The sequence below is a fragment of the Microbacterium jejuense genome, from assembly GCF_019511665.1.
GTDB lineage: Bacteria > Actinomycetota > Actinomycetes > Actinomycetales > Microbacteriaceae > Microbacterium > Microbacterium jejuense_A.
In genome coordinates, this window is record NZ_JAEUAW010000005.1 from 174,565 (window position 1) to 187,979 (window position 13,415).

At 70.7% G+C, this 13,415-nt stretch carries 14 protein-coding genes; 3 read left to right on the forward strand and 11 right to left on the reverse strand.

Annotation, left to right across the window (positions count from 1 at the left end; translation table 11 throughout):
• Positions 1–35: 35 nt before the first annotated feature.
• From JNB62_RS08580 to prmC, 8 genes are all read right to left on the reverse strand, one after another.
• On the reverse strand, positions 36–827 hold the full coding sequence (locus tag JNB62_RS08580; protein WP_220300453.1) for a F0F1 ATP synthase subunit delta: 792 nt from the start codon (positions 825–827) through the stop codon (positions 36–38).
• Complete coding sequence (locus JNB62_RS08585) at positions 827–1,381, reverse strand: F0F1 ATP synthase subunit B (protein WP_220300454.1); 555 nt, start codon at positions 1,379–1,381, stop codon at positions 827–829. The genes JNB62_RS08580 and JNB62_RS08585 overlap by 1 nt, the downstream gene beginning before the upstream one ends.
• A 28-nt stretch (positions 1,382–1,409) precedes the next feature.
• On the reverse strand, positions 1,410–1,646 hold the full coding sequence (gene atpE, locus JNB62_RS08590) for an ATP synthase F0 subunit C (RefSeq protein WP_019181238.1): 237 nt from the start codon (positions 1,644–1,646) through the stop codon (positions 1,410–1,412).
• A gap of 46 nt (positions 1,647–1,692) precedes the next feature.
• The gene (atpB, locus tag JNB62_RS08595; RefSeq protein WP_308291758.1) at positions 1,693–2,454 is read right to left on the reverse strand and encodes a F0F1 ATP synthase subunit A; all 762 of its coding nucleotides are present in this window, start codon (positions 2,452–2,454) and stop codon (positions 1,693–1,695) included.
• Between the two features lie 242 nt (positions 2,455–2,696).
• Complete coding sequence (locus tag JNB62_RS08600) at positions 2,697–3,182, reverse strand: hypothetical protein (RefSeq protein ID WP_220300455.1); 486 nt, start codon at positions 3,180–3,182, stop codon at positions 2,697–2,699.
• Entirely contained in the window at positions 3,179–4,429 is a 1,251-nt protein-coding gene (locus JNB62_RS08605; RefSeq protein ID WP_220300456.1) for an MraY family glycosyltransferase, read from the reverse strand. The genes JNB62_RS08600 and JNB62_RS08605 overlap by 4 nt, the downstream gene beginning before the upstream one ends.
• Positions 4,426–5,145, reverse strand: a complete 720-nt coding sequence (locus JNB62_RS08610; protein ID WP_220300457.1) for an L-threonylcarbamoyladenylate synthase — start codon at positions 5,143–5,145, stop codon at positions 4,426–4,428. Before JNB62_RS08610 ends, JNB62_RS08605 begins: the two co-directional genes overlap by 4 nt.
• Positions 5,146–5,202: 57 nt before the next feature.
• A complete protein-coding gene (gene prmC / locus JNB62_RS08615) occupies positions 5,203–6,081 on the reverse strand; it encodes a peptide chain release factor N(5)-glutamine methyltransferase (protein WP_220300458.1) in 879 nt (292 codons plus the stop codon).
• Positions 6,082–6,184: 103 nt separating this feature from the next.
• Between prmC and cysK (JNB62_RS08620) the strand changes: the two genes are divergently transcribed.
• The 3 genes from cysK (JNB62_RS08620) to epsC all read left to right on the forward strand — a co-directional run bounded on the left by cysK (JNB62_RS08620) (position 6,185) and on the right by epsC (position 8,754).
• Entirely contained in the window at positions 6,185–7,123 is a 939-nt protein-coding gene (cysK, locus tag JNB62_RS08620; protein ID WP_220300459.1) for a cysteine synthase A, read from the forward strand.
• A gap of 96 nt (positions 7,124–7,219) precedes the next feature.
• On the forward strand, positions 7,220–8,173 hold the full coding sequence (gene cysK, locus JNB62_RS08625) for a cysteine synthase A (protein ID WP_220300460.1): 954 nt from the start codon (positions 7,220–7,222) through the stop codon (positions 8,171–8,173).
• Positions 8,170–8,754: a serine O-acetyltransferase EpsC gene (epsC, locus tag JNB62_RS08630; RefSeq protein ID WP_374450632.1), complete on the forward strand. Its 585-nt coding sequence runs from the start codon at positions 8,170–8,172 to the stop codon at positions 8,752–8,754. Before cysK (JNB62_RS08625) ends, epsC begins: the two co-directional genes overlap by 4 nt.
• A 169-nt stretch (positions 8,755–8,923) precedes the next feature.
• Here epsC and JNB62_RS08635 read toward each other — a convergent pair whose 3' ends face one another.
• The 3 genes from JNB62_RS08635 to JNB62_RS08645 all read right to left on the reverse strand — a co-directional run bounded on the left by JNB62_RS08635 (position 8,924) and on the right by JNB62_RS08645 (position 13,280).
• Positions 8,924–11,716, reverse strand: coding sequence for an ATP-binding protein (locus tag JNB62_RS08635; protein WP_220300461.1), 2,793 nt, complete (start codon positions 11,714–11,716; stop codon positions 8,924–8,926).
• 73 nt (positions 11,717–11,789) lie between these two features.
• Positions 11,790–12,188: a phage holin family protein gene (locus tag JNB62_RS08640; RefSeq protein WP_220300462.1), complete on the reverse strand. Its 399-nt coding sequence runs from the start codon at positions 12,186–12,188 to the stop codon at positions 11,790–11,792.
• Positions 12,189–12,323: 135 nt separating this feature from the next.
• Positions 12,324–13,280: a hypothetical protein gene (locus JNB62_RS08645; RefSeq protein ID WP_220300463.1), complete on the reverse strand. Its 957-nt coding sequence runs from the start codon at positions 13,278–13,280 to the stop codon at positions 12,324–12,326.
• Positions 13,281–13,415 lie beyond the last annotated feature (135 nt).

Consider the following 13,415-nt stretch of genomic DNA (forward strand, 5'->3'; position numbering starts at 1 on the left):
TCTCCGCACCGTCCTGACGGGGCGGGAAGTCTGTGTCAGCCGGCGAGCCGCTGACGGAGGTCGGCCAGACGCGACGAGACGCTCGCGTCGATCACGTCGTCGGCGATCTGGACGCGCAGGCCTCCCACGACCGTCGGGTCGACGATGGTGTTGAGCGACACCCGCGTGCCGTAGCGCTTCGTCAGCGCGGCGGTGAGCCGGTCGCGCTGCGCATCGCTCAGCGGTGCGGCCGCCACGACGGTCGCCACCGCGCGGCCGCGCTGGTCGGACACCAGGCGGGTCGCGCGCGACAGCAACTGCCGGACGCGGCGCTCACGGGGCTGCTGGATGAGGGATGCCGCGATCAGCGTCGCCCCTTCGCTCGCGCGGCCCTTCAGCAGCGACTCGACGAGCGTGCCCTTCGCCGCGGAGTCGCCCAGACGGCTCCCCAGCGCGAGCTCGAGCTCGGGGTTGTCTGCCACAGTCCGCGAGAAGGCGAACAGCTCGGCCTCGACGTCGGCGTCCGCGTCAGCGACCGCCGCCGCGCGCACCGCCAGCTCTTCGATGGCGTCGACGAGGTCGTCGGGCGTCGACCAGCGCTGCGCGACGGCGGTCGTCAGCAGCGACGCCGTCGTGGGCTTCACAGCAGCGCCGAAGACGGCGGCGACGACCTGCCGGCGGGCCTCCGCCGGCGCGGCGGAGTCGGCCAGCGCGCCGCTCAGCTGCGACGAGTCGCCCACGGCGCGTGCCGCGGCGAAGAGCTCGCGGGCGACGTCGAGGTCGACGCCGGTCGCGGCGCCGAGCGCCGCGGTCGTCGCCGCGAGGGCCTGAGTGGTCGCGCTGCCCATTACGCCTTGGCCCCTTCGGACTCTTCGAGCTCGGCGAGGAAGCGGTCGACGACGGCCTGCGCCTTCGCGTCGTCCGAGAGGGTCTCGCCGATGACGCCGCCGGCGAGGTCGAGGGCGAGCGTGCCCACCTCGCTGCGCAGCGACACCAGCGCGCTCTGACGCTCGGCCTCGATCTGGGCGTGCGCGGTGGCGGTCAGGCGGGCGGCCTCCGCCGAAGCGGTGTCCTTCGCCTCGGCGACGATCTTCTTGCCGTCCTCCCGGGCGGCGTCGCGGATCTCACCGGCCTCCTTGCGTGCTTCGGCGAGCTGCGAGGTGTACTCCTCGAGCGCGGCCTCGGCCTTGCGCTGGGCCTCGTCGGCCTTCGCGATGTTGCCCTCGATCGCCGCGGAACGCTCGTCGAGCATCTTCTTCATGCGGGGAAGGGCGACCTTCCAGAACACGAAGAGGATGATGACGAAGCAGACGGCCGACCAGATGATGTCGTACCACGCGGGGATCAGAGGGTTGTGCGCCTCTGCCTCCTCGGCAGCGTACGTGACAAGAGCGTTCAGCATCCTGTCTCCTTAGGACTGGTGAGGGCGATCAGGACGTGAAGATGAAGTAGGTCGCGATGCCGATGAAGGCGAGCGCCTCGGTGAAGGCGATACCGATCCACATCAGAACCTGCAGACGACCGGCCAGCTCGGGCTGACGGGCGACACCCTCGATCGTCTTGCCGACGACGATACCCACGCCGATGGCGGGGCCGATGGCTGCGAGGCCGTAGCCCATCGTTGCGACGTTGCCACTGAGCTCGGCGAGAACCGTAGTTGCGTCCACGGGGGTTGTTTCCTTTCGGTTGGGGGACGGCGTGCGCCGACCCTCGTTAGTGCTCTTCCGCGACCGCGAGCTGGATGTAGACCGCGGTGAGGATGGTGAAGACGTAGGCCTGGAGGACGGCCACCAGGATCTCGAACACGGTGAAGGCGAGGCCGAAGGCCAGGCTGCCGGCGGCGAGTGCCGACCACCAGCCGCCCATCGTGAAGAGGAAGAACTGCGTCGCCGAGAAGAACAGGACGAGCATCAGGTGCCCGACCATCATGTTCATGAGGAGTCGCAGGGTCAGCGTGATGGGCCGGATGATGAACGTCGAGATGAACTCGATCGGCGTCACGATGAGGTAGAGCAGGGGCGGCACGCCCGAGGGGAAGAGCGAGTTCTTGAAGAAGTTCTTGGGGCTCTTCTTGACGCCCGCATAGATGAACGTCACATAGCTGATCACTGCCAGGAGCAGCGGCACGGCGATGACCGCGGTGCCCGCGAGGTTCAGGAACGGGACGATGCCCGTCAGGTTCATGAACAGGATCATGAAGAACATCGTCGTGAGGATCGGCAGGAAGCGGGCGCCGTCCTTCTTGCCCAGCAGGTCCTCGGCGATGTTGACGCGGACGAAGTCCAGCCCCATCTCGGTGAGACTCTGGAAGCGACCGGGCACGACCTTCATCCGGCGCGTGCCGAGCCAGAACACCAGCACGACGGCGATCACGGCGATGAACTGGATCAGGTTCACCCGGGTGACCGGGATCACGCCGAACGCGTCGAAGATGACCGGAGGGAAGAACTCGTCGATCGACGGACCGTGGAACACGGGCGGTTCATCCGTGGCAAGGGGGGCGATCAGGGTCGCAGCATGAATAGACAGCGCTGGCTCCAGCTTCGGGGCACCGGTAAGAACCGTTGCGACGATGGTCGGTGAGCGTCACTCCGCCGCCACCACTCTCCACCATTCCCAGGCAGGTGAGGGGCGCGCGGGCGGGCGCGAGTTCAGCCTATCAAACTTGAGAGCGCGCTGAATCCGTTCGCCCCTTTTACGCCTGCTTCGGCCGGACGTCAAGCACCCTCGCGGGAGTCGTCCGTCCGCTCCCCCGCATCCGGGTCGGTCGGAAGCTCGACGTCGACGACCGGCACGCGCATCCGCATCAGCACCACGACGTCGATCACGAGCGACGCGAGCACGCTGGCGACCAGCGCGACGAAGAACACCGGACCGACGATCCACGGCTGGTCGCGCAGCACGAACAGCGCGATGAGGAACACCACGAACTTGAGGAGCCAGCCGCCGAGCACGATGCCGAAGAAGATCGGCACGTACAGCGCGTCGCCGAACCACCGGTTGGCGATGAGGATGCTGGCACCCGTGATGCCGAGGAAGACCGCGGCGATGACGACGCCGGCGAGGGCGCTCCACAGGCCGTTCGTCCCTGCGACGAGGTAGCCGACGATCGCGCCGACCACGGCGAGCCCCGCAGTGACGGACCCCGACCACACCAGGACGGTGCGCAGGATCGGGGTGCTGGAGACGGGACTGGAGCTCATCGGGCGGCCTCCTCGGTCGCGGGATCGGGCGTGGTCAGGCGGTCGGCGAGCGACGGCGGGCCGGGCTTCCGCGCGGACGCCGCCGCGGGCGCGGACGCGGGATCGGATGCCGCGGCCACCGGGCGCCGTCGCGACGGCGTGAACGTCACGACGAGACAGGCGGCGATGCCGACCACGCCGTACAGCACGCCGAAGAGGTAGTCGCCCGGCCACTCCAGCGTGGTGCCGATGTACATGAGCAGGACCGACAGGCTCACGAGCGCCGTCCACGCGTAGAAGATCAGGACGGCGTCGCGGTCGGAGTGCCCCATGTCGAGCATGCGATGGTGCAGGTGCTTGCGGTCGGGCGAGAAGGGCGACTTGCCCTTGCTCATGCGCCGGACGACCGCCAGGCCGAAGTCCAGCAGCGGCAGCAGCACGATCACCACCGGCAGCAGGATGGGGATGAACGCACCGAGCAGCTGCGAGCGTCCGAACTCGTCGTTGTCGCCCACCATGGCGGGCGTGAAGTTGCCCGTCAGAGCGATGGCGGAGCAGGCCATGAGCAGCCCGAGCATGAGGGCGCCGGCATCCCCCATGAACAGTCTCGCGGGACTCCAGTTGAGCGGCAGGAAGCCGATGCAGGCGCCGATCAGCACGGCGGCGATGAACGAGGCCAGGTTGAAGAACGTGCTGGCACCGGTGTCGCGCACCACCATGTACGAGTACGCGAAGAACACGCCGTTGGCGATGAGGCAGACCCCCGCCACCAGCCCGTCGAGGCCGTCGATGAAGTTGACGGCGTTCATGACCACGACGATCGAGAACACCGTGAGCGTGAAGCTCACCCAGCTGGACCCGATCGCGAGTCCGCCGATGGGCAGCGAGTAGATCTGGAGCTGCCCGAACCACGCGATGACCCCGGCGGCCAAGAACTGCGCGCCGAGCTTGATCATCCAGTCGAGGTCCCACAGGTCGTCGGCCACGCCGATCACGACGATCAGCGCCGTCGCGCCCAGCAGGGCATAGATCTGCTGCGGCTGCGCCCACACGATGGCGAAGAAGGGATGCTGCGCCGACACCGCGAAGGCTGCCACCACCCCCAGGAACATGGCGATGCCGCCGAGCCGTGGTGTCGGGGTCTTGTGGACGTCGCGCTCGCGGATGCCGGGGTACAGCTTGTACTTGAGGCTCAGTCGCCACACCGCCCACGACAGGATGAACGTGACGGCGGCGGTCAGGATGATCGTGAAGACGTACTGCTTCACGAGCCGTCGGGCTCCGGCTGCGCGACGGGGTCGGGCTCGAGCAGGTCGCCGAGCACGCCGCGCAGCTGCGAGCGGCTGACCGCGCCCTCGCGCAGCACGGTGACGCGCGGCCCGGCATCCGTCTCGTCGTCGGCCGCAGCCGTGCGGACGAGCCGGGTCGCGTCGATGATCGTCGAGGGGATGCCGTCCTTCGACGGGCCGTCGCCGAGGTACACGGCGACGGAGTCCTTCAGCATGTCGCGGGAATCCTCGGCGGTGATGCCGGCGGGCATGCCGGTGAGATTGGCGCTCGACACGGCGAGGGGGCCGGTCTCTTCGAGCAGCTCGAGTGCGATGCGGTGTGCGGGCATGCGCACCGCGACAGTGCCGCGTGTCTCGCCGAGGTCCCACGACAGCGACGGCTGCGCGGGCAGGACGATCGTGAGGCCACCGGGCCAGAACTGCTCGACGAGCCGCTCGACGGGCTCGGGCACCTCGGCCACGAGCGCGCGCAGCGTCGCGACGCCGGCGACGAGCACAGGGGGCGGCGACTGGCGTCCGCGTCCCTTGGCGGCGAGCAGCCGGGCGACAGCCTGGTGGTCGAAGGCGTCGGCGGCGACGCCGTAGACGGTGTCTGTGGGGATGACGACGAGCTCGCCGCGGCCGATGGCCTGACGGGCCTGGCGCATGCCGCTCAGCAGCTGCGCCTCATCACGGCAGTCGAAGATGGGGGACATATCGCCGGATAGTTTAGCCGCGACCGCTCCGAGGATCCGGCGCGTCGTCGGGGGCGGTCACGGGCGCAGCGCCGTCGTCGCCCGGTCGCGCATCGTGAGGTCGGGGTGCGTCGCCGCGGCCCGCCAGCCGTCGGCTTCGAGGATGCCGCGGATGGCCTCGCCCTGCCACTCGCCGTGCTCGATCACGATGATGCCGCCGGGGTGCGCGAGCCGCAGTCCCACGCCGCTGAGGACGCGCACGACGTCGAGGCCGTCCTCGCCGCCGTACAGCGCCGCCGGCGGGTCGAAGAACCTCACCTCCGGGTCACGCGGGATCGCGGCATCCGGAACATACGGAGGGTTCGATGCGACGACCGAGACTCTGCCGTCGAGCTCCGGGAACGCGTGCGCCAGGTCGATGAAGGCCAGGTGCGCGTTGCGGGCGCCGACGTGGGCGAAGTTCTCCTTCGTCCAGACGAACGCGTCGACCGAGTTCTCGGCGGCGTACACCTCGGCGTGCGGCACCTCGGTGGCCATGGCGAGGGCGATCGCGCCGGAGCCGGTGCCGAGATCCACCGCGATCGGAGCCGGGGATGCCGCCGCCCGCAGCGCATCGATCGCCAGCTGCGCGACGACCTCCGTCTCGGGTCGGGGGACGAAGACGCCCGGGCCGACCCGCAGCTCGAGGTGCCGGAAGGGCGCCGTGCCCGTGAGGTGCTGCAGCGGTTCGCGCGCCGCGCGGCGCGCGACGAGCCCGTCGAGGCGCGCGGCGTCTTCGGCCGGCAGCGCGTCGCCGCGGATCGCCGCGGCCTGCACTCCCCCGCGCCCGGTGCCCAGGACGAAGGCTGCGAGCAGCTCGGCGTCGACCGCCGGATCGGGCACCCCCGCGGCGGCGAGACGGTCGACGGCGTGACGGAGCGCCTCGGCCAGAGGCGTGGCGGGGGTGGGTGAAGTCATGACCGCCCCACTCTATTTCGCGCACCTGTCATACAAGGACTCACATCGGACCCCTGGTCCTAGGCTGGGTCCGATCTGCCGTGAACCCTGCGAAAGGCCCGACATGCCCGGCATCCACTCCGATATCACCGCTGCTTTCGGCAACACCCCGCTGGTCCGCCTCAACCGCGTGACGGACGGCGCCGGCGCCGAGGTCTACGCCAAGCTCGAGTACTACAACCCCGGTTCGAGCGTGAAGGACCGTCTCGGCATCGCCATCGTCGACGCCGCCGAGGCGTCCGGTGCGCTGCAGCCCGGAGGCACCATCGTCGAGGGCACGAGCGGCAACACCGGCATCGCGCTCGCCCTCGTGGGCGCCGCCCGCGGCTACAAGGTCATCCTGACGATGCCGTCCTCGATGTCGATCGAGCGCCGCCAGCTGCTCAAGCGCTTCGGCGCCCAGCTGGTGCTGACCGACCCGGCGGGCGGCATGAAGCTCGCCGTCGCCGAGGCCGAGCGCATCGCCGCCGAGACGCCGGGCGCGATCCTCGCCAAGCAGTTCGAGAACGAGGCCAACCGCGAGATCCACCGCAAGACCACCGCCGAGGAGATCTGGCGCGACACCGACGGCGAGGTCGACATCTTCGTCGCCGGCGTCGGCACGGGCGGCACCATCACCGGCGTCGGCCAGGTGCTCAAGGAGCGCAAGCCCGAGGTGAAGGTGGTCGCCGTCGAGCCCACCGCGTCGCCGCTGCTGTCGACCGGCACGCCCGGTCCCGCCAAGATCCAGGGCATCGGCCCGAACTTCGTGCCGCCGATCCTCGACACGGAGGTGTTCGACGAGGTCGTCACGGTCGAGTTCGACGACGCCATCTCGACCTCCCGCGACCTCGCGGCCAAGGAGGGCATCCTCGCCGGCATCTCCAGCGGCGCCGCCGTGTGGGCTGCCGTCCAGCTCGCCCAGCGCCCCGAGAACGCCGGCAAGAAGATCGTCGTGGTCACGCCCGACACCGGCGAGCGCTACCTCTCGACCGCACTCTTCGAGGATCTGCGCGAAGATTGACCCATCACGACGACGGCGCGACCGCGAACCGACTCGTTCGGTCGCCGTCGCGCCGTCGTCGTTCTGTCCGCCGCACCTCGACATCTGGGAGCGCCCGTGCCCGGCATCCATTCCGACATCACCACCGCATTCGGTGAGACGCCGCTGGTGCGGCTCAACGCGCTGACCGAGGGACTCGACGCCGAGATCCTCGTCAAGCTGGAGTTCTACAACCCCGGCTCGTCCGTGAAAGACCGCCTGGGCTTCGCGCTGATCGAGGCGGCGGAGCAGTCCGGTGAACTGCAGCCCGGCGGCACGATCGTGGAGTCGACGAGCGGCAACACCGGCATCGCGCTGGCGCTCATCGGCGCCGCGCGCGGCTACAAGGTCGTGCTGACGATGCCGGCGTCGATGTCGAAGGAGCGCCGCACGCTGCTCAAGGCCTACGGCGCGGAGCTCGTGCTCACCGACCCGTACAAGGGCATGACGGAGGCCGTCGAGACGGCGCAGCGCATCGCCGCCGAGCGGCCGGGCGCCGTGCTCGCGCGCCAGTTCGAGCACGAGGCCAATGCCGCCATCCACCGCCGCACGACGGCGGAGGAGATCTGGCGCGACACCGAGGGCCGCGTGGACGTCTTCGTCGCCGGCTCGGGCACCGGCGGCACGGTCACCGGGGTCGGACAGGTGCTCAAGCAGCGCAACCCCGGCGTCAAGGTCGTGCTCGTCGAGCCGAAGGACTCCCCCGTCCTGTCTGAAGGGCGAGCCGGAGGGCACCGCATCCAGGGCATCGGCCCGAACTTCGTGCCCGATGTGCTCGACCGCTCCGTCGTCGACGAGGTGTTCGACGTCGAGTTCGACGACGCGATCCGCGTCGCGCGCGAGCTCGCCACGCGCGAGGGCATCCTCGCCGGAATGTCGGCGGGCGCCGCCGTCTCGGCGGCGCTCGAGATCGCCGCGCGGCCGGAATCTGCCGGCAAGCGCTTCGTCGTCATCGTGCCCGACTCGGGCGAGCGCTACCTGTCGACGGCCCTCTACGCCCACCTGAGTGAGACCGAAGAAGGTGCGAAGTGACCGAGGAGCGCATCGGATTCCTCGCCCGCGCCCGCGAGGACGTCGCGGCCGCGCGGCTGCGCGACCCCGCCGCCCGCTCGGGCGCCGAGATCGCCCTGTTGTATCCGGGTCTGCACGCCATCTGGGCTCATCGCGTGTGGCACGCGCTGTGGGTGCGCGGCTTCCGCTTCGTCGCCCGCGCGGGATCGCAGGTCACGCGCTGGCTCACGGGCATCGAGATCCACCCGGGCGCCGTGATCGGCAGGCGGTTCTTCATCGACCACGGCATGGGCGTCGTCATCGGCGAGACCGCCGAGGTCGGCGACGACGTCATGCTCTACCACGGCGTCACACTCGGCGGCCGGCAGCGCGAGGGCGGCAAGCGCCACCCCACGATCGAGGACGGCGTGGCCATCGGCGCCGGCGCCAAGGTGCTCGGGCCGATCACGATCGGCGAGGGGTCGGTCATCGGCGCGAACGCGGTCGTGACCAAGGACGCGCCCGCCGACAGCGTGCTCGTGGGGGTGCCCGCCAAGCCGCGCGCCCGCCGCATCGGCGAGGACACCCGTGCCCTGCTGACGACGCCCGAGTACTTCATCTGAGCACGCGCGTCACGGACGAGGGGGTGGATGCCGTCGCATCCACCCCCTCGTCCGTTCTGGTGACGACGTCAGAAGTGCGTGCCGCCGTCGATGCGCACCTCGGTGCCGATGATGAACCGCCCGTCGTCGCCGGCGGGCCGCTGACCCGCTCTCGCTGGAGACGGTCGCGTCAGGCGGCGCCGCGGCGATGGATGGCCGCGGCGGCCGCGCGGGAGGGCGCGCCGAGCTTGCGCAGGATCGCCGAGACGTGCACCGACACGGTCTTCGCGCTGATGTAGAGCCGTTCGGCGATCTGCGCGTTGCTGAGGCCCTCGGCCACCAGCTCGAGCACCTGCTCCTCGCGGGCGGTCAGGTCGGATCTCGGGGCGGACTCCGCCAGACCGGCATCCGTCAGCACCTCCGTCGCGCGCCGCACCAGCCCTTCGGCGCCGATCTGCTCGGCATACGCGATCGCCGCCGTCAGCGCGTCGCGGGCGGCGCCCCGGTCGCCGGCGCCCAGCAGCTCCTCGCCGTGCCGCACGCGGGCATAGGCACGCGCGTACGCCGGTCCGACGGCATCCACGGCGGGCTCCCACGAGCCCTCCCCCAGCTCAGCGGCGAACACCCTCGCCCACAGCGGTGCCACGGGCCAGTCGGCCCAGGCGTCGACGACGGCGCGGAACGGCTCGATGTCGGCGTCCTCGCCGTGCTCGCGCAGCTGCGCGACCGCTCGCGCGGCGACCGACGTCAGCGGCAGGGCGAGCGCGGCCGAGCCCTGGGAGCGGAGAGCCGCCTCGGCGTGCTCGAGGGCCCCGCGCGCGTCGCCGCGCTCCAGCGCGAGCAGCCCCAGGTCGTAGGCCATGCCCAGTCGCGTCTGGAACTCGTACGCACCGAAGGCGTCGAGCTCGTCGCGCGCGGCGGTCAGCGCCTCCTCGGCCTCGTCGACGCGCCCCCGCCACAGGGCGAGACACACCGATCGCTCACGCAGGAACGCGGAGTACAGGCTCGCCTCGATCATCGGCAGGAGCGCGGCGCCCAGTTCGGCGGCCCCGCGAAGGTCGCCCGCGTACATGAGCGCCTCGATCGTGTTCGCCTCGACCATCGCGAGCACGCCGCGGTCGGAGCGATGGGCGCGCGCATACGCCATGCCCTCGCGCGCGACCGCCACGGCGTCGTCGTAGCGCCCGACCAGCATCAGCGAGTTCGAGTAGTTGATGAAGTAGCGCATCATCGCGCGCACGAAGCCCTCGGCGTACGGACGCGCCGCCTCGAAGTCGGCCACCGCGCCGGGGTCGCCGCCGCTCGTGCCGCACGTCGCGGCGATGAGCATCGCGTGGGCGATCAGCTCCCGTGCCTCGGGATCGCCCGCGGCCGCCGCGGGCTCCGCGGTCGCGCGGGCCACGAGCGCGACATCGCGTCCGAGCCGCTGATCCCCGCTCATCATCTGCACGCGCGCCGAGGTGACGAGCAGGCCCGCACGCTGCACGTCGTGGCGCGGGTCGTCCCCCAGCAGCTCGAGCGCGCGCGCGATGCTGTCGCTGCCGTCCGACACTCCGGACTGGAATTCGGTCGTCGCCAACTCGCCCAGCATCGCCGCCTGGCCCACGGGGTCTCCCGTCGGCCACGTGTCCACCGCCTCGCGCGCGAACTCCGCCGCACGCTCGAGCCGGTTGGCCGACACGAGCGCGGCCGCGGTTCGCCGCAGCACCTCGGCCCGCGGCATCCCGCTCACGCCCTCGGGATCCGGCACGGCGTCCCACAGCTCCAGTGCGCGCTCCCCCGCCTCGGCGGCCGTCGTCCACGCCGACGCGCCGTGCGCGGCGCGCTGCGCGACGACGGCTGCGGCCAGCGCCTTGTCGGGCACATGCGCGGCGCGCCAGTGATGCGCGATGTCGGCCAGCACGCGCGGCGTGGCCGGCGCCGATTCCAGCGCGACCGCGTACGCCGTGTGCAGCCGGGTGCGCTCGGTGGGCAGCAGCTCGTCGTACACGGCCTCCTGCATGAGAGCGTGCCGGAACGCGTACGCATCCTCGCGGACGACGATGATCTGCGCATCCACGGCGGTGCGCACCGCCGTCTCGAGCGCCGCCTCGTCGCCGCCGAACACCGTGCTCACGACGCCGTGACCCACCTCGACGCCGCCGGTGGCCAGGACGCGCGCGAAACGGCGGGCCTCGGCATCCAGTCGCTCGTAGCGCAGCAGCAGCACGTCGCGCAGCGACATCGGCAGGCGCTCGCCCGAGAAGCTCGCAAGCTCTTCGACATAGAACGGGATGCCCTCGCTCCGCGCCGCGATGTCGTGCAGCATTCCGGCCGACAGCGCCTGCCCCGACACGGCGTTCGCGAGAGCGCCCACCTCGGCGGGGCTGAGGCGTGCGAGCGGGCGGTGCACGAACAGCCGCGCCCGGTCGAGTTCGGCCAGAACGGGGCGAAGTGGATGCCGCCGCCCGACGTCGTCGGAGCGGTAGCTGAGCAGCACGAACAGCGGCAGCGCGGCGGTGCGGCGGACGAGCCTCGACACGATCTCGCACGTGGTGCCGTCGGCCCAGTGCAGATCCTCGACGATGACGACGAGCCGGTGCGAGCGGGCCAGCTCGGAGAACAACTCGACCACGACGTCGGCCAGGCGCTCGGTGTCGCCGGGAGCGTCCGCGAGCGAGGGCACGAGCACGCCGAGAGCGTCGGCGCCCGGTCCGGCCGCTGCCCGCACCGCGTCGGCGCCGAGGGCGTCGACGAGGCCGCGGACCAGGTCGGTGATCGCGGTCAGCGGAGCGGGACCCGAGCCGGAGTCGACGCAGGCGCCGTGCAGCACGGTCCATTCGTCGAGCCCGTCCGCGAAGTCTCGCAGCAGGCGGGTCTTGCCCATACCGGCGTCGCCCGATACCACGACCGTGCGTCCGGTGCCGCCGACGGCGGCGAGCTCCTCACGCAGCGCATCGAGGTCGGCATGACGCCCGACCAGCGGAACCCTGCCGACCCGCATAGCGTCCATCATCCCACCCCGGCCGGCGTCCGAGACGCCCGGGCGGATCGGGCGGAATCCCTACTCGGCGGCGTCAGTCCCGACGCTGCTGCGCCTGGTTCTTGATGAAGATCGGGGGGAGCAGCCACGAGGCGAGCGCCGTCACGAGCCACACGATGAGTGTGCCGATGATCCAGGCGACAGGACCGTCGATGCCGATGCCGGCGGCCGGGATCAGCACCGCGATCAGCAGGGCCACGAACGTCGAGAGGAGCCCGATGCCGCCGATCAGCGCGTTCGCGTGGCGCCGCGTGATCTTCAGCAGCCACGGAGCGAGGATGCTCTGCAGCAGCGCGAAGATCACCACCGCCAGCAGAATGCCCCACCAGTCGTTCCAGTGCAGGTAGAAGCCGGGCAAGAGCAGGTCGGCCGCGATGAGCCCGAGCGCGGCCGACACGAGGAAGATCAGCGCGCGGATGAGGAGCGTGAGCACGCTCGAAGCCTAGCGCCGGGGCATCCACACCCCCGGGTTGACTTGGCGTATATGCACACGACACGCCTGGCGTGTCGTACATATACGCCAAGTCACGGGGAGCCACGTTCCCGCTGAAAGGGTGACAGGGGTGGGTCAGGCTCGCTCGTGCAGTGCTTGCCGGGCGAGGCCGATGAGGATATGAGGCTCGACGAAGACCATTCGTGCCGTGACCCTGATCACTCTCCAGCCGGACCGGGCGAGCGCCTCGTGCTTCTCGAGGTCGCGGTACCACTGGTCCTTCTCAGTACGGTGGTGGTCGCCCTCGTATTCGAAGGCGATCTTCAGCAGGCGGTAAGCGAGGTCGACGCAGCCGATGAACTCACCCGAGTCGTCGTACACATCGACGTCGGTCTCGGGCTCCGGCAAGCCGGCGTCCACGATCGTCAAGCGCGTCCATGTCTCCGGTCTCGAAGCGACTCCGCCTCGGGCGCGGGTCAAGGCCTCTCGTTGAGCGACGACGCCACGACGCTTCGGCAGGAGTGCCGAGCGCATCTCGGCCACCGTCCCGAGCGCCGGTGCGACGATCCGGCCCTTCGGCCCAGGCACGCGGTCGACGCGGACGACCGAATCCGCCGCAGCGACGAGATCGTAGGGATGCGGCAGCACGGCACCCAGCAGGGCCCATGTCACCGCGGCAGAGGTCACGCGGAGACCCTGCTCCTCCCGGGTCGTGATCGTCACACCTCGCGTCGCAAGCTGGTGCCCGCGCACGCCCTTGCCCCGAGGTCCCCGATGCGGTGGGAGCACCGCCACATGGATCTCGTCGTCGGGAAGCAGCGGCAGCGGAATTCCCCACAGCACCGCGGCCGTCGTGTGCGAGAAGAACTCGTGAGACGCCATGTAGGTGTGGAACTGCAGCGCCTTGCGCCTGATGGCGATGCGTTGCTGCTCAGCGCGCGCGGCGTCGTCAGCGCCGACATGGGCACCAGCGGATCGCAGGCCGTGGAAGGGCCGATCCAAGAAGTCGGCATCGATGTCGCGGCGCGTGAACCCTGCACGCCGTGCACCGCCGGTGGTGAAGGCGGGCTCAGGATCGAAGTAGTCGCCCATGCACCCGAGGTTCGCACAACCACGGGAGACGCCCGACGATCCATCCACAGGCCTGGTACGGCATCCCCCGCCCCCGGCGAGCGATGCGGACCCCTGACACCATGGGCGTCCCGCCTCGGCGACGGTGACTTGGCG